The 20,110-nt window shown below is 59.3% G+C and carries 24 protein-coding genes; 5 read left to right on the forward strand and 19 right to left on the reverse strand.

Annotated elements, in window-relative coordinates:
- Positions 1-197: 197 nt before the first annotated feature.
- Positions 198-1,706, reverse strand: a complete 1,509-nt coding sequence (locus ACP7B1_RS16270; RefSeq protein WP_346305340.1) for an AMP nucleosidase — start codon at positions 1,704-1,706, stop codon at positions 198-200.
- Positions 1,707-1,876: 170 nt separating this feature from the next.
- On the opposite strand from ACP7B1_RS16270, the gene ACP7B1_RS16275 reads away from it, so the two are divergent.
- Positions 1,877-2,578: a glutathione S-transferase N-terminal domain-containing protein gene (locus ACP7B1_RS16275; RefSeq protein WP_346305339.1), complete on the forward strand. Its 702-nt coding sequence runs from the start codon at positions 1,877-1,879 to the stop codon at positions 2,576-2,578.
- Between the two features lie 34 nt (positions 2,579-2,612).
- On the opposite strand, the gene ACP7B1_RS16280 is transcribed toward ACP7B1_RS16275, so the two are convergent.
- From ACP7B1_RS16280 to ACP7B1_RS16295, 4 genes are all read right to left on the reverse strand, one after another.
- Complete coding sequence (locus ACP7B1_RS16280) at positions 2,613-3,017, reverse strand: GFA family protein (RefSeq protein WP_346305338.1); 405 nt, start codon at positions 3,015-3,017, stop codon at positions 2,613-2,615.
- A gap of 28 nt (positions 3,018-3,045) precedes the next feature.
- Positions 3,046-3,834 (reverse strand): DUF899 domain-containing protein, encoded by a 789-nt coding sequence (locus ACP7B1_RS16285; RefSeq protein ID WP_346305337.1) that lies wholly within the window; start codon positions 3,832-3,834, stop codon positions 3,046-3,048.
- A 60-nt stretch (positions 3,835-3,894) separates the two neighbouring features.
- Positions 3,895-4,371 carry an SRPBCC family protein gene (locus ACP7B1_RS16290; protein ID WP_346305336.1) on the reverse strand — a complete coding sequence of 159 codons (477 nt, stop codon included), beginning with the start codon at positions 4,369-4,371 and terminating at the stop codon, positions 3,895-3,897.
- A 509-nt stretch (positions 4,372-4,880) separates the two neighbouring features.
- On the reverse strand, positions 4,881-5,228 hold the full coding sequence (locus ACP7B1_RS16295) for a DUF2147 domain-containing protein (RefSeq protein ID WP_223611351.1): 348 nt from the start codon (positions 5,226-5,228) through the stop codon (positions 4,881-4,883).
- 471 nt (positions 5,229-5,699) lie between these two features.
- Here ACP7B1_RS16295 and ACP7B1_RS16300 point away from each other — a divergent pair, with 471 nt between their 5' ends.
- Complete coding sequence (locus ACP7B1_RS16300) at positions 5,700-5,966, forward strand: sel1 repeat family protein (RefSeq protein ID WP_223611350.1); 267 nt, start codon at positions 5,700-5,702, stop codon at positions 5,964-5,966.
- Positions 5,967-6,141: 175 nt separating this feature from the next.
- On the opposite strand, the gene ACP7B1_RS16305 is transcribed toward ACP7B1_RS16300, so the two are convergent.
- Positions 6,142-7,002, reverse strand: coding sequence for a LysR family transcriptional regulator (locus ACP7B1_RS16305; protein WP_346304941.1), 861 nt, complete (start codon positions 7,000-7,002; stop codon positions 6,142-6,144).
- 26 nt (positions 7,003-7,028) lie between these two features.
- Between ACP7B1_RS16305 and ACP7B1_RS16310 the strand changes: the two genes are divergently transcribed.
- Both ACP7B1_RS16310 and ACP7B1_RS16315 read left to right on the forward strand, forming a co-directional pair.
- Entirely contained in the window at positions 7,029-7,325 is a 297-nt protein-coding gene (locus ACP7B1_RS16310; RefSeq protein WP_346304940.1) for a hypothetical protein, read from the forward strand.
- A 492-nt stretch (positions 7,326-7,817) separates the two neighbouring features.
- Entirely contained in the window at positions 7,818-8,063 is a 246-nt protein-coding gene (locus ACP7B1_RS16315; RefSeq protein ID WP_223611347.1) for a hypothetical protein, read from the forward strand.
- Between the two features lie 80 nt (positions 8,064-8,143).
- On the opposite strand, the gene ACP7B1_RS16320 is transcribed toward ACP7B1_RS16315, so the two are convergent.
- The 7 genes from ACP7B1_RS16320 to ACP7B1_RS16350 form a co-directional block, all read right to left on the reverse strand.
- Entirely contained in the window at positions 8,144-8,671 is a 528-nt protein-coding gene (locus ACP7B1_RS16320) for a Dps family protein (RefSeq protein ID WP_346304939.1), read from the reverse strand.
- A 103-nt stretch (positions 8,672-8,774) separates the two neighbouring features.
- Entirely contained in the window at positions 8,775-10,784 is a 2,010-nt protein-coding gene (locus ACP7B1_RS16325; RefSeq protein WP_346304942.1) for an acetyl/propionyl/methylcrotonyl-CoA carboxylase subunit alpha, read from the reverse strand.
- A 20-nt stretch (positions 10,785-10,804) separates the two neighbouring features.
- Positions 10,805-12,412: a carboxyl transferase domain-containing protein gene (locus ACP7B1_RS16330; RefSeq protein ID WP_346304938.1), complete on the reverse strand. Its 1,608-nt coding sequence runs from the start codon at positions 12,410-12,412 to the stop codon at positions 10,805-10,807.
- An 8-nt stretch (positions 12,413-12,420) separates the two neighbouring features.
- Positions 12,421-12,804, reverse strand: coding sequence for a type II toxin-antitoxin system VapC family toxin (locus ACP7B1_RS16335; RefSeq protein ID WP_346304937.1), 384 nt, complete (start codon positions 12,802-12,804; stop codon positions 12,421-12,423).
- On the reverse strand, positions 12,801-13,190 hold the full coding sequence (locus tag ACP7B1_RS16340) for an AbrB/MazE/SpoVT family DNA-binding domain-containing protein (protein WP_346304936.1): 390 nt from the start codon (positions 13,188-13,190) through the stop codon (positions 12,801-12,803). Before ACP7B1_RS16340 ends, ACP7B1_RS16335 begins: the two co-directional genes overlap by 4 nt.
- Before the next feature lie 98 nt (positions 13,191-13,288).
- Positions 13,289-14,452, reverse strand: coding sequence for an isovaleryl-CoA dehydrogenase (locus ACP7B1_RS16345; protein WP_426137117.1), 1,164 nt, complete (start codon positions 14,450-14,452; stop codon positions 13,289-13,291).
- A 1-nt stretch (position 14,453) separates the two neighbouring features.
- Positions 14,454-15,074 (reverse strand): TetR/AcrR family transcriptional regulator, encoded by a 621-nt coding sequence (locus ACP7B1_RS16350; RefSeq protein WP_346304934.1) that lies wholly within the window; start codon positions 15,072-15,074, stop codon positions 14,454-14,456.
- A 212-nt stretch (positions 15,075-15,286) separates the two neighbouring features.
- On the opposite strand from ACP7B1_RS16350, the gene ACP7B1_RS16355 reads away from it, so the two are divergent.
- Complete coding sequence (locus ACP7B1_RS16355) at positions 15,287-15,742, forward strand: hypothetical protein (protein WP_346304933.1); 456 nt, start codon at positions 15,287-15,289, stop codon at positions 15,740-15,742.
- A gap of 48 nt (positions 15,743-15,790) precedes the next feature.
- Here ACP7B1_RS16355 and ACP7B1_RS16360 read toward each other — a convergent pair whose 3' ends face one another.
- The 6 genes from ACP7B1_RS16360 to ACP7B1_RS16385 all read right to left on the reverse strand — a co-directional run bounded on the left by ACP7B1_RS16360 (position 15,791) and on the right by ACP7B1_RS16385 (position 19,884).
- On the reverse strand, positions 15,791-16,207 hold the full coding sequence (locus ACP7B1_RS16360; RefSeq protein WP_346304932.1) for a DUF423 domain-containing protein: 417 nt from the start codon (positions 16,205-16,207) through the stop codon (positions 15,791-15,793).
- A 60-nt stretch (positions 16,208-16,267) separates the two neighbouring features.
- On the reverse strand, positions 16,268-17,368 hold the full coding sequence (locus ACP7B1_RS16365; protein WP_346304931.1) for a pyridoxal phosphate-dependent aminotransferase: 1,101 nt from the start codon (positions 17,366-17,368) through the stop codon (positions 16,268-16,270).
- 49 nt (positions 17,369-17,417) lie between these two features.
- Positions 17,418-18,275: a protein-methionine-sulfoxide reductase heme-binding subunit MsrQ gene (locus tag ACP7B1_RS16370; protein ID WP_346304930.1), complete on the reverse strand. Its 858-nt coding sequence runs from the start codon at positions 18,273-18,275 to the stop codon at positions 17,418-17,420.
- Positions 18,276-18,385: 110 nt separating this feature from the next.
- Positions 18,386-19,033, reverse strand: a complete 648-nt coding sequence (locus tag ACP7B1_RS16375; protein ID WP_346304929.1) for a VOC family protein — start codon at positions 19,031-19,033, stop codon at positions 18,386-18,388.
- A gap of 181 nt (positions 19,034-19,214) precedes the next feature.
- Positions 19,215-19,514 carry a hypothetical protein gene (locus ACP7B1_RS16380; RefSeq protein ID WP_346304928.1) on the reverse strand — a complete coding sequence of 100 codons (300 nt, stop codon included), beginning with the start codon at positions 19,512-19,514 and terminating at the stop codon, positions 19,215-19,217.
- 112 nt (positions 19,515-19,626) lie between these two features.
- Complete coding sequence (locus tag ACP7B1_RS16385) at positions 19,627-19,884, reverse strand: hypothetical protein (protein WP_223611335.1); 258 nt, start codon at positions 19,882-19,884, stop codon at positions 19,627-19,629.
- Positions 19,885-20,110: the final 226 nt, after the last annotated feature.

The following is a 20,110-nucleotide window of genomic DNA, read 5'->3' on the forward strand; positions in this document are numbered from 1 at the left end:
TGCCGCTGAGCATCACACTGGAGATGAAAAAAACCCGGAGCAGCTGGTCACTGATCCTCCGGGTTCAATTCACTATCTAGAAAAAGGAGGTGGGCGAAAGCCCATCTCCACTCCAGAAGAATACGGCAATTTGTCCTTGTTTCCAAGCAGGATTTGCTGACTTTGGGCGCCAGTTTGCCGATATAAAGCCCTTAATTCTACTGGAAGGCCATTTCGAAGAAGCTGCGCAACTTGCGCGAGTGCAGTTTTTCCGGCGGCATTTCCGCCAGTTTCTCCAGCGCTCGGATGCCGATCTGCAGATGCTGGGCGACCTGACGCTTGTAGAACTCCGTTGCCATGCCCGGCAGCTTCAATTCGCCATGCAGCGGCTTGTCGGAGACGCACAGCAGCGTTCCATAGGGCACGCGGAAGCGGAAGCCGTTGGCAGCAATGGTCGCCGACTCCATGTCGAGCGCAATGGCGCGCGATTGCGACAGGCGCTTCACCGGTCCGCGCTGGTCGCGCAGTTCCCAGTTGCGGTTGTCGATGGTGGCAACCGTGCCCGTGCGCATGATGCGCTTCAGGTCATAGCCCTCAAGTCCCGTGACTTCGGCGACCGCCTGTTCGAGCGCCACCTGCACTTCGGCCAGCGCCGGGATCGGCACCCAGACCGGCAGGTCGTCATCAAGCACGTGATCCTCGCGCACATAGGCATGGGCCAGCACATAGTCGCCGAGCGCCTGCGTGTTGCGCAGTCCAGCGCAGTGGCCGAGCATCAGCCACGCATGCGGGCGCAGAACCGCGATGTGGTCCGTGATGGTCTTGGCGTTGGAGGGGCCGACGCCGATATTGACCATGGTGATGCCGGCATTGTCTTTCTTCGCCAGATGATAGGCGGGCATCTGCGGCAGCCGTCCAATCGGCACGCCCGAAGTCGGCGCGTCGTCACCGGCTTCGGTGATCAGGTTACCCGGTTCGATGAACCGCTCGTAGCCGCCGCCACCCTCGGCCATCAGCCGCCGCGCCAGCGCGCAGAACTCATCGATGTAGAACTGATAGTTGGTGAAGAGAACATAGTTCTGGAAATGCACGGGACGGGTCGCGGTATAGTGCGACAGGCGGTGCAGGGAATAATCCACGCGTTGCGCCGTGAATGGCGACAGCGGCATGATCCCGTCAATATCGTCGGTCTCATATTCGCCATTGACGATCCGGTCATCCGTGGCGTTGAGATCGGGAACATCGAAGAGATCGCGCAGCGGGCGCTGGAACGCATCGGCAACCGAGGATTCCACATAGGTGCCTTCAAGGAAGGCAAAGTGGATGGGGATCGGTGTCGTTGATTCCTGCACCGTGACCGGGCCGCCATGATTGCGGATCAGCAGCCTGATCTGTTCTTCCAGGTAGCTTTCGAAAAGATCGGGCCGGGTGATGTTGGCCGAATACTGGCCGGGCGCCGACACATGGCCGAAGGCGAGGCGGGAGTCGATCTGCGCATAGCTTGATGTGGACAGACGCACTTCCGGATAGAAGGCTCGGAAATGCGTGTTGTTTTCCACTTTGCCCTTGGCGACCTTGTCGAAGCCATCGCGCAGAAACTGCGTGTTCCGCTCGTACAAGGCGATCAGCGCCTGCACGGCGGCTTTCGCGTCGGTGAATTCTTCGGGTTCAACATGGGGCGGCATGCTGATGGCGACGGGTTTCTTTGTTCCGATTCGATTGTTCATGCTCCTAATATAGTGAAATCGGATGTCAGTTGGGAGATGGCAAAAAGCCTGAAATTTCAATTCGGTTCAGGCTGCCCGCCAAAGCCGGCCGGAAATCGGTCGCCGGCTATTGCGATCGGGCATCGGGCACTTATGTTTGACCGGATAGAGTAAGCTCCCAGGAGATCGATATGACGACGCAGACCAAGCCGATTGAACTTTACTACTGGCCGACACCCAACGGCTGGAAAATTTCCATCATGCTGGAAGAGCTTGGGGTTCCATACGATCTCAAATTGGTCAATATCGGCAAGGGCGAACAATTCGAACCGTCATTCCTCAGGATCGCGCCCAACAACCGCATGCCCGCGATCATTGATCCGGAAGGGCCGGGCGGCGAACCGATCTCCGTGTTCGAATCCGGTGCCATCCTGCAATATCTCGGCCGCAAGTTCGGCAAGTTCTATCCGCAGGGCGAGCGCAAGCGCGTCGCCGTGGAGGAGTGGCTGTTCTGGCAGGTGGGTGGCCTCGGGCCCATGGCCGGGCAGGCGCATCATTTCCGGCAATATGCACCGGAAAAGATCGAATACGGCATCAACCGCTACACCAACGAGGTCAACCGTCTTTATGGTGTGATGAACCGGCGTCTGGAAGGCCGGGACTATCTTGCCGATGACTATTCCATCGCCGATATGGCGTCGTTCGGCTGGATTGTCTCCCACGCCAATCAGGGGCAGGATCTCAATGATTTTCCCAATCTCAAGCGCTGGTTTGAAGCCATAAGCGCCCGCCCTGCCGTTCAGCGGGGCAGGGATCTGGGCAAGGAAGCGCGCCGCAATCTTGCCGACGACAAGGACGCGCAGAAAATCCTGTTCGGCCAACGGGCGCGCTGACAGGCGAGCCATCGTCGGGAGCAGGATCAGCCCTCTACAGGTGCCGCGCCTCCGGCGGCGCCTCTGCCCAGTTGTCGTGCAAGCCATCCTGATATTGCACAGGGGCCGCCAGCAGTTCTTCCAGTGAAAGGTCATCGAGAACGGACAGGTTGACGGCATAGAAGGGCCCGCCCATCACCTCCAGATTGCCCTGTCCGAACGGCTTGACGCCGCAGGTCCTGCAGAAGGAATGCGTGATCGTCTTGCTGCCGAACTGGTATTGCGTGAGATTGTCAGCGCCTGCGAGGATCTGTACCGCATCACCGCTGGTAAAGGCTTTCCAGAACCGCAGCTTGGCACAGAACGAGCAATTACATTTGCTCGTACCGGCATCGAGATCGATCGTGCATTCGAAACGGACGGCCTGGCAATGACAGCTGCCATGATAGGTTTTTTTCATCGGATATCTCCGCGGGGAATGATCGAAATCAGTGACAGCAGCTATCGTCGGCGGATTTGGCGGTGCCGGCATATTCGTCATGGCGCTTGACCCAGTTCTTGCCGAGACCGCCAAGATCGGGCGTGCCGTCCCAGCCCTCCTGCCGGCCGAGCGGCGTCAGGTCGAGATAGTTGTAGGTGCCCAGCTGCAGGTCGCCGCCGCGTCCATAGCTTGAATAGGTGTGGTAGACCGTATCGCCGTCGCGCAGGAAGACACTGGTTCCCGGCTGTTCGCCCCGCATGAACCAGGGCATGCCCTTGCGCTCATATTCCTCGGCCGTGGTGTAATTGTAGACGGGCGGCATGACGGCCTCGTCCAATGTCACGTGAAAATCATAGTTGAAATCGCTGTCATGCGACGACATCCACGGGAAGGTCCAGCCCATGCGTCTTCTGTAAGCTTCGATTTCGGCGACAGGTGCGCGCGAGACGGCGACCAGCGTGGTGTCGCGGGCGTGCAGATGTGCCAGATTGCCGATACTGTCGGCAAGGAAGGAGCATCCGGGGCAGCCTTCGCCTTCGCCCGGTCCCAGCATGAAATGATAGACGATCAACTGGCGGCGCCCCTCGAACAAATCGGACAGGCCGAGTTTGCCCTTCGGCCCCTCGAAAACATAATCCTTGTCGATCCGGACCATCGGAAGCGCACGGCGCTCACGGTTCAGGGCATCGCGCTGTTTGGTGAAGGCCTTTTCCTTCAGCAGAAAGGCTTTTCTGGCCTCGTCCCACTCGGCGCGGGAAACAACCTTGCGGTCGTCAGGGTGTGCATGGGTGTTCATCGTTTCCTCCTTGATATTGGCTCAAGCGATAATCAGTCCATAAGCGAGGGCATGCGCTCCTCAGTGAAGGCGGCCCAGCGGCTCGACATAGGCCTCCAGCCGTTCCATGCATTCGGTCCAGCCATTCTCATGCGAATCCCGGTCGCCGGCGGAATCGAACGGTGCCTGATGGAAGACGAGCCGCGTGCGCTGTCCCTGCGCGCTCATGGTGACGGTTACCAATGTCTGCGGCCCGCGCAGGCCATCGCTATCCTCCCAGGCAAAGGTGAAGACGATCCGCTCCGGCTCGACGATCCGCGTGTAACGGCCGACCATCCAGGCATCCTCGCCATCGGGAGAGCGGATGGACGAGCGATAGGCACCGCCCTCCCTGAAATCGATCTGGCAGTTCGGGCAGGTGAAATTCTTCGGCCCCCACCAGCGCACGACATGCTCCGGCTGTGACCAGACCTTGAAAACGAGCGCCACCGGCGCATCGACGATTCGGACGATTGTCAGTTCGCGATCATTGTCCCTGCGGGCCAGCGCTGCGGTCATGGTTCCTCTTCCTTCCCATTCCGAACGGATATTACCTAACTCATAGGTTAAATAACCTTTTGGTTTAATACACTCTGATTTTGCCAACGTCAACATTGCCGGGGCGTACTTTTTTGCGTCACACATTTTCCTTGGAAAGCGCCACATCCGGCATCAGTTTCCGCTCCGGCAAGGACCGCCTTGCGATTCACGATGCCGGAGACGCAGATGAGACATGTCAGGTCATATTACACGCCGCGCTGCACGTGTTGGGTCCATGCCGGTTGTTCCGGCCCTGTCGCTGTCGATCAGACCGGCGGGCGCAGCGAAGGAGCGGGATATCGAAGCCGCGTTCAAAGACCTGGAGAGGGCAAGCGGTGCACGCCTTGGGGTTTCGGCGCACGGTACGGGCAGCGGTAAGCGCATCGCAAGAAGGCGCAACCCGGACGGGCCGGCCATATCTGGCGCAAGCAAACAAAAACCCCGCGAGAGCTCTACGCTTTCACGGGGTTTGGCATGCCGTCTGAAAATTACTGGCGTGTCAGGCTTTCGCTCTTGCAGATGAGCCCGCCCAGCACGCAACCGGACAGGGACAGGGTGTTGCCACTGACGCTGGCCTTACCATTATAAGTCTTGCCCTCGTCAAGCTTGTTGACCTGTCCCTTGTAGGACCCGCCCTTGCCGGACATCTCGCCGATGGATTTGCCCTTGTATTCGCCGGTCAAGACCGTGCCGCAATACTTGTCGGCGCCGCAGGACGAGTACTGGATGAGCGTACCTGTCGGCCGCTTCCACGTGCCGACGATCGGTTCCTCGGCCAGTGCCGGACCTGCCATCAATACAACGCCGGCGCATGCCAATAAGAGTTTGCGATTCATATGTTCCTCCCGATAAGGGTTGTGCGGCAAATGGGGTCTCTCCGCGTCCATTTGCATGTCCCTTACGTAAACGTAATTCAAAAAAACCCTGAAAGGAAGCCTTATGCGTGCTCGCAGCCGGGCTTTTTTGCAGGCAGGCGTTGCGGAACGGAGAGGAGATTTCTGTGTGAATGGCTCCAAGCCCGGCAAAAAGAAGCTGTGCCTTGGTTAGCAAAGGCTTGAAATCGGACATTGGCATTTTAAGCGAATTTGATCCAAATGCCTGCAATTGCTGGGGCGATATATTTAATGAATTCCGAAGTTTACCAGTTGTTTTTGTTTTGTTTGGCTCCAGTTAATCATGCCCCTTAACAGCAATTTGAGGGCTGTGTGGCATTCTCGAAAACATCGAAAGAGCACGCCAAAACAAACAAATCAGGCGGTTCTCAGAAGTCTAACAGGGCTTATCGGTTTAAACAGGGACTCGGTAAAATGGCACGCTTTGATCTTCAGAATATCGATGCCGGACATGTCGGCGGCACCGCAGAAACGGACATCCTCTTTGAAATGGGCATCATGTATGCCACGGGCCGTGACTGTGCCGTTGATCATGTCGCCGCGCATAAATGGTTCAACATTGCGGCCATCAAAGGCAGCGACCGGGCTGCGGAACTGCGCGCCGAACTGGTGAAAACCATGTCCAAGGCCGATCTGGCAACGGCCATGCGCGAAGCCCGCGAATGGATGACCACACACTGAACTGCAGATGCCTGGTGCGTGGTTCGACAAGCTCACCATGAGGGAAGTGGGTTGGTGCAAGGTTAATCACAAACGTTGCAGAACCTAACTCCCTGCAATCCTCACTCTCCCTCATGGTGAGCTTGTCGAACCACGCATGAGCGCTCAAGCCACAGCGGCACGAGACAACAATGGCTCAGCCCATCGGCTGGAACGCATCGCGGATCACCTTGGCCATGCCGTCAATCGCAGGGCTCATCATCCGCGGATTGCGCCGCAGCACGACATTCGATGAATCAATGACCGGAAATCCCTCTGCTTCCGTCAGTTCGCGGCAGCCCGGCGGGATGTTGCTGCGCGCGAGCGGGGCGATGGCAAGGCCGGAAACCGCTGCTATTTTCAAGCCTCCGCCCGTATCGCAGCTGTAGGCCACGCGATAATCGATCCTGTTGCGCTCCAGCGATCCCATGGCGAATTTCCTGCACCAGTCCGAGCGCTCGTAGATCGCGATGGGAACGGGCGTGATTTCATGCACGCAATGCACCTCCGAGGTGACCCAGACGGTCGGGTCGATAAACAGAACCTCGCCGGTTGCCGGCGGCTCCCAGTTGAATATGACGGCAAGATCAAGCTCGTCCGCATCCAGTGCGGCCAGTTGCTGCGCCGAATATCCGCATTTGACCGTTACCTCCACTTGCGGATGCTGGCTGGCAAAGGCGGCGAGGGCGCGCGGCAGGATCGTGTAGCCATATTCTTCGGGAAGGCCGATCCGCACGGGGCCGCCAAGCGGCTTGGCCCGGATCGTCGCCATGGTTTCATCGAGCAGCGCGACGATGCGCTGCGCGTTGACGAGCAGTGCTTCGCCCTGGGCGGTCAGCGCAACGCCGCGCGAGCCGCGGGCAAAAACGCTTTCTCCCAGAACCTCCTCAAGCCGTTTGATCTGGACGCTCACGGCCGATTGCGTGCGCCCGATCCTTTCCGCCGCGCGGGTGACATTGCCGGCCGTTGCCACGGCCAGGAACGTGCGGAGCAGATCGCTGTCGAGCGGCGGGTTCATGGTGTTCCCTGCAATTAAAAATTCGAATGACAGGCATAATTTCTATTCGTTTGATGTATGTCAATGCTTGCGGCAAGCATGGTGATTATTCACCATTCGAGATCATCTCCATGTCTGTTTTCTGCTTGTTTTCAAATCTTTGGAAGGGTTTGCAGATCGCTGATCGCGAGGCTCGCCAACTCGCGGTATTGTCGCGCAAGCCGGGTGAACATTTGCTGCGCGATGCCGGTATCACGCGCCAGGACGCAGCCGGGATCGCCTGCTGCTATCGTCTGAAGCGGCTGCGGGTACTCCTGCGGCACGGGAACCAGCCCCGCCATTGACATGGCTGCCGGTTTGACGCTGAACACTCTTCTTCGGCAATTCCACATTATTGACGCAATCAGGACGAGATTATTGTTGCGATTGCAACCTAGCCGTTAGATGGCATCATGCTAAGGGGCCATTGTTCTCGTGGGAGCGCCGCTGCGATCCGGCAGGTCTGAGTTACCGGCCCGATTTCAAGGGGGCTGCACATTCGGGAGAATCTGGAGCAAGATGCTTTAGATTGTCACAGTAATGCAAATATTTTCTTCTAAACGATGTGTAGTATAAAGTTTTAAATCAGATATATTTTTATCGATTTAGAATTGATTTGATAATAATGCTCATTTTCTATGTTGTTTTGTCTTTGTGTTATGAATTTTTGTGAGAGGCTATGATTAAACCTATCATTAGAATTATGATAGTTAATTCGATTTAATGTGGTTTTTTAGTGAGACTTTCGCAACTCTTAGGGGTTGCGAACACTGGGATATCAGCTAAGTAAACGGTTTATGGAATTTTTGATTCTTAAAGAAGACGGGGAAGTTATGCAGGACGAGCTTGGGGCATTATTATCAAGGTTGAGCCACGCTCAAAAAGAGTTGATAATTTTGACTGCAAAGACCAATGCTTTTCCTGACAATAACACCTTGAAACGGATAGCCACACTGGCGTTGAACATTTCCGCCGTGGAAGCCCTGATTGCCGATACGCAGAACCGCGACAAACGCGCGAAAATGACCAAGGCAAACGATTAAAAGCATTGAACGGCATGAACACCCGTTGCCGATAGAGGCGCTGTTCATGCCGTTCTGTCGATGAAACCGTTGTCAGCACATCAGACGCTGGCAGGACCGGTGCGGGTTGCCTCGAACAGGAACCAGTGGCGGCGCTCGGATTCATCGATGTAATTCTCGATGATGCTCGTGGTGGCACTGTCATGGTATTCGCTGCAAAGCTCATGCACCTGCCGCAGATAGCCGATAAAGCTCTTCGTGTCATCGCGCAGTTCGGCCAGCATGTCCTCCGGCGTCACGAAATTGGCGTCGTTGTCGAGCAGGCGCTGCTGGGCGGAAATCTGCCCGATGGAGCGCAATGTTGTGCCGCCGATCTTGCGCACGCGCTCCGCCAGAACGTCGGTCATGTCAAAAATCTGGGCGCCCTGTTCATCCAGCATCAGGTGATAATCGCGAAAATGCGGCCCGCTCATATGCCAATGGAAGTTTTTCGTTTTCATGTAGAGCGCGAAGGTATCGGCGAGCAGCGCGTTGACGGCGGCTGCGATATCGCGGGTCGCGTCCGCGCCGAGATCGGTGGGCGTTGCGGTGGGCGCGCGTTTGATCGTCTGCAATGATTTGGTAGCCATGGGTCGATCTCCTCTGCTGTGAATGGGAAATTCTTACGACTTGAGTAGGCAAGTGGTGCTCGTCACAGATATACGACTAGCACGACTGTTTGTCATTTCTGCTTCAAATCTTGGTCAACGCGGCGACTTCCGCCTCTTCGAAGCGCACAAGGGCGGTCTTCTCCTTAACTTGAGCCCCTTCGTTGACGATCTCGGCAATTTTTCCGTCATGCGGAGCGGTGATGGAATGTTCCATCTTCATGGCCTCCAGCACCAGGAGAACCTGCCCCTTCCTGACGAGATCGCCGGCAGAGACCCGGACGGATTTCACCAGACCCGGCATCGGCGCGGTCAGCCGGTCACCCGCTCCTCCGGCCTCGTCGGCCTGCTGCAGGGGATCAGGCACGGCAAAAATTGCCACCACGCCCCTGGCGATGACCGCAATGCCTTGCGGTATTGCCGCGGTCTTCGCCCGCAGGTTGATGCCTTTGCCGGTGATGTGCCAGCCGCTGCCATCGCGCCGCACCCGCAGGTCAAGGGTGGCGTCGGCTGCGGCGACCTCGAAACGATCGTCATCCAGAACCGTAATGCCATAGCGAAGCGTATGGCCGGGCTCGCCCAGCGTGACCGGGTATTGCGGCGGCGCCAGATGGCTGTAGCCGCGCAGTGCCGTCCAGGGATCGTCGGAGGTGATCTTTGTCAGCAGGCCGCTGGCATAGAGCACGGCCAACTCCTTTGCGCCCGCCGGCATGGCCACGGGAACGACCAGACTGTGAAGATCCCGGTCAATCAGGCCGGTATCGACATCACCGGCGGCAAAACCCGGATGTCGCGCCAATGCGGCGAGAAATGCCGCATTGGTTACCGTTCCCGCAATCTCCGTGTTCAGAAGGGCGTCTTCCATCGCTTGCAGCGCGGTCGCGCGATCTTTGGCGTGAACGACGATCTTGGCAATCATCGGATCGTAATAGGGGGAAATGGTGTCGCCAGGGCGCACGCCGGTCTCAATCCGCACCGTGCCTTCCCTGACGGCAGCGGGAAAGGCGAGGTGATGCAGCGTGCCGATGGCTGGCAGAAAGCCCTTGGCCGGGTCTTCCGCATAAAGCCGCGCTTCCACGGCATGGCCATTCAGCGGGATTTGCGCCTGGGTGAGCGGCAGGGCTTCGCCCGCCGCCACGCGCAATTGCCATTCCACCAGGTCAAGCCCGGTGATCATTTCGGTCACGGGATGCTCGACCTGCAGCCGCGTGTTCATTTCCATGAACCAGAAGCCGTCCGGTCGTAGGCCCTGGCTGGCATCGACGATGAATTCGATCGTGCCCGCGCCGGAATAGTTGATGGCTTTGGCCGCCTTCACGGCGGCGTCGGTCATCGCCGCGCGCATCTCCGGCGTGATGTCGGGAGCAGGGGCTTCCTCGATCACCTTCTGGTGGCGGCGCTGCAGCGAACAGTCGCGCTCGTAGAGATGCACGGCATTGCCGTGATTGTCGCCGAACACCTGCACTTCGATATGGCGCGGTTTGGAGACGTATTTTTCCACCAGCACGCGGTCATCGCCGAAGGCGCTCTTGGCTTCGCGCCGCGCGCTGCCCAGCGCTTCGGCGAAATCATCAGGGCTGTCGACCTTGCGCATGCCCTTGCCGCCACCGCCGGCGCGCGCCTTGATCAGCACGGGATAGCCGATCTCGCGCGCCTTGGAGGCAAGCACGACCAGTTCCTGTGCTTCACCGTGATAGCCGGGAACGACAGGCACGCCCGCTTTTTCCATCAGCCGCTTGGCGGCGTCCTTCAGGCCCATGGCGCGGATGGAATCGGCCGAGGGGCCGATGAAGACGAGGCCGGCCTTGACCACGGCATCTACAAAGCCGGGGTTTTCCGACAGGAACCCGTAGCCGGGATGAATGGCTTCGGCGCCCGTATCGATGGCCGCCTGAATGATGCGGTCGGCACGCAGATAGCTTTCCGAGACCGAGGAGCCGCCGATATGCACGGCCTCGTCGGCCATTGCCACATGCAGCGCATCGGCATCGGCGTCGGAATAGACGGCAACGGTGCCGATACCCATCTTCTGCGCTGTGCGGATGACCCGGCAGGCAATTTCACCGCGATTGGCAATGAGGATTCTGGAGAACATTTTTGTCATGGTTTTTCTCCTTACATCCTGAAGATACCGAATGTGGTATCCTCCACGGGTGCATTCAGGGCTGCGGAAAGTGAAAGGGCGAGAACCTCGCGGGTTTTGGCCGGGTCGATGATGCCGTCGTCCCACAGGCGCGCCGAAGAGTAGAGCGGGTGGCCCTCGCGCTCGTATTTTTCCAGGATCGGCGCACGAAAGGCCGCCTCTTCGGCTGCGGGCCAATCACCGCCCTTGCGTTCGATTCCCTCGCGCTTGACCAGCGCCAGCACCGTTGCCGCCTGTTCGCCGCCCATGACGGAAATGCGGGCATTGGGCCACATCCACAGGAAGCGCGGCGAGAAGGCGCGGCCGCACATGCCGTAATTGCCCGCGCCAAACGATCCGCCGATGATCATCGTCACCTTGGGCACGCGCGCCGTGGCAACCGCCGTCACCAGCTTGGCGCCGTCCTTGGCGATGCCGCCCGCTTCATAGGAACGGCCCACCATGAAGCCGGTGATGTTCTGCAGGAAGACGAGCGGAATGCCGCGCTGGGTGCACAGCTCGATGAAGTGCGTGCCCTTCAGCGCGCTTTCGGAAAACAGCACGCCATTGTTGGCGATGATGCCGACCGGCATGCCGTAGAGATGGGCAAAGCCGGTGACGAGGCTGGTGCCGTAATTCTGCTTGAACTCATCGAATTCGGAACCGTCGACCACGCGGGCGATGACTTCGCGCACATCATAGGGCTGGCGCAGGTCCGTAGGCACGATGCCGTAGAGTTCATGCGGATCGTAAAGAGGCGGACTCACTTTGCGAAGGTCGAGCCCTATCACCTTCTTTCGATTCAGGTTTCCGACGATGCGCCGGGCGATGGCAAGGGCATGGGCATCGTCCATGGCATAGTGATCGGCAACGCCGGACTCGCGCGTGTGCACCTCGGCACCGCCAAGGTCCTCCGCCGTCACGTCCTCGCCGGTCGCAGCCTTCACCAGCGGCGGGCCGGCAAGAAAGATGGTCGCCTGGCCTTTGACCATGATGGTTTCTTCAGACATGGCCGGCACGTAGGCGCCGCCCGCCGTACAGGAGCCCATGACCACCGCGATCTGCGGAATACCCGCCGCTGACATGTTCGCCTGGTTGTAGAAGATGCGCCCGAAATGCTCGCGGTCCGGGAAAACCTCGTCCTGGTTCGGCAGGTTCGCGCCGCCGGAATCGACGAGATAGATGCAAGGGAGGTTGTTCTGCAGCGCGATTTCCTGCGCACGCAGATGCTTCTTCACGGTCAGCGGATAATAGGTGCCGCCCTTGACCGTGGCGTCGTTGACGACAATCATCACCTCCTTGCCGGACACGCGCCCGATACCGGCGATCAGCCCCGCCGATGCGATATTGTCGCCATACAAGTCCCAGGCGGCAAACTGTCCGATTTCCAGAAAGGGCGAACCGGGATCAAGCAACTGTACCAGCCGGTCCCGCGGCAGCAGCTTGTTGCGCGCGGTGTGGCGCTTGCGTGCTTCGTCGGTCCCGCCCTTGCTCACCAGCGCAGCCTTGGCCTTGATGTCATCGACAAGGGCGCGCATGCGCTCCGTATTGGCGGCAAAGGTTTCGGATGTGGTGGTGATCTGGGACTGAAGTATGCTCATGTATTCTCCTATCGGATCACTTCGATGTGGCAGCCGACATCAAGGTCGGCCCAGGCGCGGTCGGTGGTAATGGCAGTGGCGCCTTCCCGTATGGCAAGAGCAAGGCAGGCGCGGTCGCCGAGAGAAAGACCCTTGTGGCGGGTTGCGGGGCGCAGCAAGGCGGCGGTCAGTGCGAGATCCTTGTCGAAATCAACATACCGGACACTGTATCCGGTCATCAGTGCATCGGGAACGGCAAGGGAAAGACCCTTGTCGGCGCAGGCGGCCATGATCTCGGCCAGGTTGACAGTCGTGCAGAGCGCGCCGGAAAGGCAGGCCTGCGCACGGTCTGCCCCCGGCTCCTGCAGAAGAACCGCCAGCACCGCCGAGGCATCAAGGACCACCGTGGTCATTTCTTCGGTGCCTTGGCGATTTCCGCTGCTTCGCGCGCCAGCCGGTCAAACCGCGCATCAGACGCGCGTTGTTCGGCCAGTCTGTCCGCAATGAATTCGTCCACCAGACTGACACCCGGCCTTTTGAGCTTTTCGGCGCTCTCCCAGATCTTTTTCAGCGTCGCGCTCTGGGAGGCAACCTGAAGATAACCGTCGACCATGCGCAGGGCGACGGTGTCGCCCGGCTTCACGTTCATGAGCTTGCGCATCTCGGCCGGAATAACCAAGCGGCCGCCATCACCTATCGTAGCAGTCACAGCCCAGGAAAACGGCGCCGACGAGGTGTCTGCATCGTGCTCAAACGCTTGTGGTTCCTCACGGAAACCTTCATTCCTCTTGCGTGCCATTGTTAAAGACCTCTTTGAGAACAATGGAAGAAATCTGCCATCATTCATAAAACATGGCAATTCTACCAAAGAATGACATAAAATAGAATTCATGCCATTCAGGCGCTCTCACCGAACATTTCGCGCCCGATCAGCATGCGGCGGATTTCACTGGTGCCAGCGCCGATTTCATAGAGCTTGGCGTCGCGCAGCAGGCGTCCCGTCGGGTAATCGTTGATGTAGCCGTTACCGCCCAGCGCCTGGATGGCTTCCAGAGCACACCAGGTGGCCTTCTCCGCCGCATAGAGAATGCAGCCGGCGGCATCCTTGCGCGTGGTCTCGCCGCGGTCGCAGGCGGCAGCCACGGCGTAGACATAGGCACGCGAGGCGTTCATCGTCGTGTACATATCGGCAAGCTTGCCCTGCATCAGCTGGAATTCGCCGATCGGCTGGCCGAACTGCTTGCGCTCATGCACATAGGGCACCACCACGTCGAGGCAGGCAGCCATGATGCCGAGCGGGCCGCCGGCAAGCACGACCCGTTCATAGTCGAGGCCGGACATGAGGATGCGCACGCCCTTGCCCTCTTCGCCGAGCACGTTCTCGAACGGGATCTCGCAATCCTCGAATACCAGTTCGCAGGTGTTGGAGCCGCGCATGCCGAGCTTGTCGAGCTTTTGCGCCGTGCTGAAACCCTTGACGCCTTTCTCAACCAGAAACGCCGTCACGCCACGCGACCCGGCGGCGGGGTCGGTCTTGGCGTAGACCACCAGCGTATCGGCATCGGGACCATTGGTGATCCACATCTTGTTGCCGTTCAGCACATAGCGGTCATTCTTCTTGTCGGCCCGCAGTTTCATCGACACGACGTCGGAGCCGGCACCGGGCTCGGACATGGCGAGTGAGCCCACATGCTCGCCCGAACACAGCTTCGGCAGATATTTCGCCTTCTGCGCGTCTGTGCCCCAGCGGTTGATCTGGTTGACGCAAAGGTTGGAATGCGCGCCGTAGGACAGGCCGACGGACGCCGATGCCCGGGAAATCTCCTCCACGGCAATGGCATGGGCGAGATAGCCGAGGCCCGAGCCGCCGAAATCCGGGTTTGCCGTCATTCCGAGCAGGCCGAGCGCGCCCATTTCCTGCCAGAGATGCATGGGGAACTGGTTGGACCGGTCCGTTTCGGCGGCAAGCGGTGCGATGCGTTCCTGCGCGAACCGGTGCACCGTCTCGCGCAGCGCTTCGAGATCATCTGAAAGTCCAAATCGCAGACCTGACTGATACATGCTACTCTCCCATGTCCTTTGTCGTGACATTCTTGGCGCCCACGAGGCGCAATCCCATAGTGACGTATTTTTCCGCAATCTGCGTGACAGTAAGCCTGTCGTCCGGACGAAACCAGACATTCACGCCGGTGGTCATCGCAATGATGGCCCGGGTCGTCAGCGGAATGTCGTCGATATCGAATTGACCGGATGCGCTGCCCGCTTCGAGGATCAGCCGCAGCTCGTTCTCGTAGACCGCCCGCAATTCCACCAGAATGGCGAGCTTGTCACCCTGCAGGCTGCGCAGTTCCATATTGGCAATGTGCACATCGTCCCGCCGCTCCACATGGTAACGGATGTGAAAACGGATGAAGGCGGCAAGACGTTCGAACGGCGTGGTCAGGGTCTGGCTCTCGGTCTGCCAGGCCGCCAGCAGCCGGTCCATGTGGTCGCGCATCACCGCGAACAGCAGCTCCTGCTTGGTCGGGTGATAGCGGTAGAGGGCCGCCGCCTGCACGCCGACCTGTTCCGCCAACTGGCGCATCGACATGGCCTCATAGCCTACCTTGGCGATCAGCCGCCGTGCCGCGACATGAATCGCTGCCTGGGTCTTCTCGCCGTCTGAGCCAATTGTTCGAGCCATGCAGCTTTAATAAAACGAACGTTCAATTCATTCAAGGAGAAATTCAACCCTCGATACTGGTTTGCACAACTGCGGGACGAAGGCTCTCAGACGAAGTGATAAGGGGCGCCCGATGGTGCCACGGCGCAAAATCGGGTAGATTCAGTTCATTGCCAGTCTTCAATATGCCTTTGATTGAATAGCGTTTTTCATAAGACTGAGAGTTGAACAGCATGGTTGGTCGAGAATTCAAACATCTGTTGCCTGCGCTGGGCGCTGCAATTGTTCTGCTGGCAGGGGGTGTGCCGGCGCAGGCCGTTTCAATGAAGGACTGCAGTGCCAGGTACAAAGCTGCGCAAGCGGCAGGCAGCACAACGGGCTGGAACGAATTCCGCAAACAGGAATGCGCAAAAGCGGCGTCTGCGGCGGCGGAAACTGAGTCACCGGAGACAAAACCGGAGATTGCGCCAAAGGCCGCCCCGACGGCCGGGGTGCCGAAATCACTCGTGTTTCCGAGTGCCGTTTCCAGCAAATTTGCGGCGGAGAAACCGGCCAAGGCGCGCATGCACACCTGTCTGGAGCACTATCACATCAACAAGGACAACAATACGCTGGGCGGCATGCGTTGGATCGAGAAAGGCGGTGGTTACTACAAGCTGTGCAACAACAAGCTGAAGGGAATAAGCTGATCTCATCGTCCCGGCTGCAGGGCGTGATGCCTCTCTGTATCGTGGCAGCTATTTCCTGAAATCGAATGTGCGGAAGGCTGTGGCGGCAACGAGCAGCCAGCCAAGGATGAGCAGTGTACCGCCTGCAGGTGCGGCGCCGGGGAACAGGCGGTCACCGGTGATATCGCGGGAAGCGAGATCGCCGATGAACAGGAGGAGGCCGAGCAACAGCGCGAGGCCGCCGCCATAGGCCGCGCGGCTGATTTTCGCCAGTACCGCAAGCGCGAGGAAAGCCGGGGCGTGGATGAACAAGATGGGCGCAATCGTTGCCATATGCGGACTGGCGCTGTGCGCGGCGGCTGCATAGGCGGCGATGCCAGCGGCGCCGATCAGGCCGCCGAGGCAGGCGAATGTCCGATTGATCGTGTGCTGGTGGAGGGTGCCGCTGTTGGTATCACCAAGGTGGGTGTCGCCATTCAATGCCATGTTCGGTTCCAGTCCATGTCGGTGCGGTTCTGATCTGCTCTCGCAGTCTGCTATCCAGATTTACTTGAGTGCAGCCAGTGTCTCGGCGAGCTTTTCCTCAAACAGGTCCAGTTCCTCGTCCAGTCCGACACTGACACGAATACAGCGGTCAAGCACGGGGGCCATGGGCTTGCGGACGAAAATGTCGCGCTCGATGAGACCGCTCAGCACGCTGGCGGCGTAGGTCCCATCGCGCCCGCAGTCGATGGTGACGAAATTGGTGGCCGAAGGGATGGCGGCAAGGCCGTTCCTGGCGGCGATGGCTGCGATTCGGTCGCGCCCGGCAATGATCCGCGCCACCACCGTGTTGAGATAGGGTTGGTCGGCAAGGGCGGCCAGCGCAGCGATCTGCACCATGCGGTTCATGCCGAAATGGTTGCGAATCTTGTCGAAGGCGGTGATCTGGCTTTCCGCGCCAATGGCATAGCCGCAGCGCATGCCGGCCAGGCCATAGGCCTTGGAAAAAGTGCGCATACGCAGCACGTTGGGCCGCGAGACGTCGATGGCGGGCAGGGCGGAAGCCGGGGCGGTCTCGCCATAGGCTTCGTCGAGGATCAGCAGGGTGGTTTCGGGCAGGGCGGCGACGAAGGCTTCGATCGCCGCTGCCTCGTGCCATGTCCCCATGGGGTTGTCGGGATTGGAGAAATAGACCAGTGGCGCCTTTTCGCGAATGACGGCGTCCAGCAGGGCATCAAGGTCTTCCCGGTCATCCCGGTAGGGAACAGTGACAAGCTGCCCGCCGAACCCGGCCACGTGAAAGTTGAAGGTGGGATAGGCGCCGAGCGAGGTGACAACCGGCGTTCCCTCGCGCACATATTGGCGAACCGTCAGCCCCAGCAGGGTATCAACGCCTTCGCCGACCACGACATTGCGCGGCGTGACGGCGAGATGCGCGGCGAGCGCCGCCTTCAGGTCGAAATTCTCCGGGTCGCAATATTTCCACACCTCCGGCGCGGCGGCGCGCATGGCTGCGATCACCGATGGTGCCGGTCCAAACCCGTTTTCGTTGGCGCCAAGCCGGGCGCGAAATGGCCGGTTGCGTTGGCGTTCCAGTGTTTCCGGTCCGACGAAGGGCACGGTGGAGGGGAGCGATTCAATCAGGGGGGTAAGCTGCGGTTCCATGGCCACAGCGATAGCATTTTTTCCGGCGGTGAAAAGCAAAACCTGTCTCTTATTTCGGTGTAACAGGATTGAGTTTGCGGCCTTGCCGGTTGGCCGCCGGCTTTATGCCAACCCACAGGGCCGGAAGCAGCGCCGCCGCCAGCACCCACCACATCGGGCGGATCGAATAGGCGAAGGAGAGGTTGGCCAGCAGCACCCGCATCGGCGGAATTCGGGTGGCGAGCGCGAACCAGGCATATTCGGCAAGGGCGGTTCCAAGCGCCGCCAGCACGGCAATGGCAAGCGGCGTCCACGGCGAAGACAGGGCAAAGCCGCGCGCATGGGCAAAGCGGTAGAGCAGCAGCGCGATGAGAAAACCCGCCATCAGCGTCGCCTGCGTGACATCGGCCTTCGACTGCATGAAAAAGTGCAGGACGCCGAGCGCTGCCAGCGGATAGGCCAGCATGTGCAGCCGGTTCCAGTTCCTGCCCATGCGCCGGATCATGCCATCGGTGGAGGTCACGCCGAGCGCAACCAGGCCAAGCAATGCGGTGAAGCCGATCAGCAGATAGATGCGCAGCCAGATCTCGCTGGCCACTCGCAGCAGGTTGCCGTTCTGGTCAACGATGTAGAGCGAGAAGTGCAGGGCGGCATAGGCGAGGGCGGTGAGGCCGAGAATGCGCCGGATCAGGATAAGCCTGTTCCAGCGGGTGATATGGCGCAGCGGCGTTATGGCGAGCGAGATCAGGAAGAAGCGGATCGCCCAGTCGCCGGTCTGGTGAATGGCTTCCGTGATCGGACGCGGCCCGAGAATATTGACCTTGTAGCCCGTGGTGATGAACACCAGAGGGACAAAGGCAGCAATGAGGGCTGCGATTTTGATGGCCGACGGCTTTCCTGCGCGGTCATTCCATGGAAACTTGATCACGCTGCTGTCTTTCCCTGATCACGTGGCTCCTTACATCCACAGGAATCCGGCAGTGACAAGACAACAAGCCGTGAAAATGCCGGGATGTGTGGTGCGCGCAATCCGGCCGCTCAGTCAGCCGGGCCGGCAAACAGAATGAGATTGCCGTCCGGATCGAGCACGATGAAGTTTCTCGCGCCCCAAGGCTCCTTCTTCAGCGTCTGGTGAAAGGACACGCCCGCCGCCTGGAAATCGAGGAAAAGCTGCTTGATCTCCGCCGCGCTGTCGACGGCGATTGAAGCGGAAAGCAGATGCTCCCGGCTGCGGATATCGCCGGCAAAGACAGGCTCGCAGACCAGCCGCAAGGCAAGCTTGGCCCGGTCGCGGATGAGTTGTCCGTAGAACGGCGGCTCTCCATAGAGGAAATCAACGGCAAAGCCGAGTTTGCGGGTGTAGAAATCGCATGATCGCTGGATATCGGCGACGAAAAGCTGGGCAGCAATGGAACTGAGGACGGCGCGCGGCGCGGGTTGATGGATGGGGGTGCTCATGGTGTAGGCTCCTGATAGGAGCGCCTGCCACCCTTCGAAACCGCGCTGGCGTGCCACAAGTTCCTGCGCATCGCTGAGCCTGAACGGCGCATCCAGCACGTCCTTGTCATCGAGATGCCGGAACCGCGGCAGGGCGGCCCGGATTTCGGCGGCAACGGGATGGTACCGTTCACGATGCCAGCGCAGATACTGCTTGGCTTGCTTTCTGAGGTTTTCGAGGTTCGGCATTGGCGCATCTGTTGTCATTTGACGCAGGCGGGCATTGCCCTTTCGACCGCACGTCGATGCGCCCTACGCAGCCCGGCAATAGTCGTGCGAACCAGGGGTCTTTGTCAAGACGGGCCCGCAACAGCAAAAAATCCGCCGACGGGTCACCGGCAGATGTACGGAAGGCAATGGCAGGGATAGGTCAGGGGCGCTGGGTCGCCAGCCAGCGGTCGGCGCTGGCCCGGCCGAAAACCCGGGCGCGGCGATTATATTCCGCGGTCAGCTGCCGCCGGCTTTCTTCGCGCGCATAGGTCCGTTTGGCCGGCCGGTTCTTCCGGATGCGTGCGGACATGGCATCCTGTTCAGGGCGAACGCGTGTGGCTTGCGCATTGGCACCGGGAGCATTGACACTGGGGGCAGCGGCATTGGGCATACCTTGCGCCTGGCTTTCAGCAGCAAAAAGTCCCGCAGCCACCGCTACGGCAAAAAACAGGCTTCGCATCAATATTATCCTTCTTGATTCGTCTGTGTTTTGACGGGTGCCAAAAGAGTTCACGACCTTTTCGTGAAGTTTCAAAACCCGTCAAGGGACATCGCTGTCCCCTGTTTATAACTTACCAGCGGTAATGGCGGCCCCCATAGATAATCAGGGGCGGCGAATTGAATCGCATGTCATCGAATTGAGCCCGGCTTGTGGCACGGCGGTCCAGTTCAAGGTCGAGCAGGCAGCGGGCAAAGGCGTCGGTGCCCCGCTTGAAACCATAGGACGAACAGGTCCGGCCATCGATGGCGCGCCGTTCTTCCGGGGTGATGGTCTGGCATCCGGCAACGAACAGAATGAGTAGCAACACCGAACAGGTTGCACGTTTCATTGGGCTCTCCATGCCGCCGTTCTCCTGCGCGAGACGGCGGCCAAATCAGTTCAACAGGCCGAGATTATCACAGAGCATCCGCTCGTGTTATCCCAATTGATTGATTGGATGGAGGAATTGCCGGAGAGGCAAAAATGTCCTGGAAAATAAAGTCCGGTCAGACGATGAGGACGCCGGCAAGCATCACGATAATGATCATTCCTGCCAGCAGGGGCAGGATCGACAT

This window comes from Phyllobacterium sp. SL163 (assembly GCF_049896885.1).
Taxonomy (GTDB): Bacteria; Pseudomonadota; Alphaproteobacteria; order Rhizobiales; family Rhizobiaceae; genus Phyllobacterium; species Phyllobacterium calauticae.

Bases quoted from the DNA above. Each gene is read 5' to 3' on its own strand.
- ACP7B1_RS16305 (WP_346304941.1), bottom strand. From the start codon at position 7,002: ATGAACCCGCCGCTCGACAGCGATCTGCTCCGCACGTTCCTGGCCGTG.
- ACP7B1_RS16325 (WP_346304942.1), bottom strand. From the start codon at position 10,784: ATGTTCTCCAGAATCCTCATTGCCAATCGCGGTGAAATTGCCTGCCGG.
- ACP7B1_RS16335 (WP_346304937.1), bottom strand. From the start codon at position 12,804: ATGACCACGGTGGTCCTTGATGCCTCGGCGGTGCTGGCGGTTCTTCTG.
- ACP7B1_RS16310 (WP_346304940.1), top strand. From the start codon at position 7,029: ATGACAGGCATAATTTCTATTCGTTTGATGTATGTCAATGCTTGCGGC.
- ACP7B1_RS16355 (WP_346304933.1), top strand. From the start codon at position 15,287: ATGGTTGGTCGAGAATTCAAACATCTGTTGCCTGCGCTGGGCGCTGCA.
- ACP7B1_RS16300 (WP_223611350.1), top strand. From the start codon at position 5,700: ATGGCACGCTTTGATCTTCAGAATATCGATGCCGGACATGTCGGCGGC.
- ACP7B1_RS16320 (WP_346304939.1), bottom strand. From the start codon at position 8,671: ATGGCTACCAAATCATTGCAGACGATCAAACGCGCGCCCACCGCAACG.
- ACP7B1_RS16375 (WP_346304929.1), bottom strand. From the start codon at position 19,033: ATGCCGAACCTCGAAAACCTCAGAAAGCAAGCCAAGCAGTATCTGCGC.
- ACP7B1_RS16345 (WP_426137117.1), bottom strand. From the start codon at position 14,452: ATGTATCAGTCAGGTCTGCGATTTGGACTTTCAGATGATCTCGAAGCG.
- ACP7B1_RS16285 (WP_346305337.1), bottom strand. From the start codon at position 3,834: ATGAACACCCATGCACACCCTGACGACCGCAAGGTTGTTTCCCGCGCC.
- ACP7B1_RS16380 (WP_346304928.1), bottom strand. From the start codon at position 19,514: ATGCGAAGCCTGTTTTTTGCCGTAGCGGTGGCTGCGGGACTTTTTGCT.
- ACP7B1_RS16275 (WP_346305339.1), top strand. From the start codon at position 1,877: ATGACGACGCAGACCAAGCCGATTGAACTTTACTACTGGCCGACACCC.
- ACP7B1_RS16360 (WP_346304932.1), bottom strand. From the start codon at position 16,207: ATGGCATTGAATGGCGACACCCACCTTGGTGATACCAACAGCGGCACC.
- ACP7B1_RS16270 (WP_346305340.1), bottom strand. From the start codon at position 1,706: ATGAACAATCGAATCGGAACAAAGAAACCCGTCGCCATCAGCATGCCG.
- ACP7B1_RS16385 (WP_223611335.1), bottom strand. From the start codon at position 19,884: ATGAAACGTGCAACCTGTTCGGTGTTGCTACTCATTCTGTTCGTTGCC.
- ACP7B1_RS16290 (WP_346305336.1), bottom strand. From the start codon at position 4,371: ATGACCGCAGCGCTGGCCCGCAGGGACAATGATCGCGAACTGACAATC.
- ACP7B1_RS16340 (WP_346304936.1), bottom strand. From the start codon at position 13,190: ATGGCACGCAAGAGGAATGAAGGTTTCCGTGAGGAACCACAAGCGTTT.
- ACP7B1_RS16315 (WP_223611347.1), top strand. From the start codon at position 7,818: ATGGAATTTTTGATTCTTAAAGAAGACGGGGAAGTTATGCAGGACGAG.
- ACP7B1_RS16365 (WP_346304931.1), bottom strand. From the start codon at position 17,368: ATGGAACCGCAGCTTACCCCCCTGATTGAATCGCTCCCCTCCACCGTG.
- ACP7B1_RS16295 (WP_223611351.1), bottom strand. From the start codon at position 5,228: ATGAATCGCAAACTCTTATTGGCATGCGCCGGCGTTGTATTGATGGCA.
- ACP7B1_RS16350 (WP_346304934.1), bottom strand. From the start codon at position 15,074: ATGGCTCGAACAATTGGCTCAGACGGCGAGAAGACCCAGGCAGCGATT.
- ACP7B1_RS16330 (WP_346304938.1), bottom strand. From the start codon at position 12,412: ATGAGCATACTTCAGTCCCAGATCACCACCACATCCGAAACCTTTGCC.
- ACP7B1_RS16280 (WP_346305338.1), bottom strand. From the start codon at position 3,017: ATGAAAAAAACCTATCATGGCAGCTGTCATTGCCAGGCCGTCCGTTTC.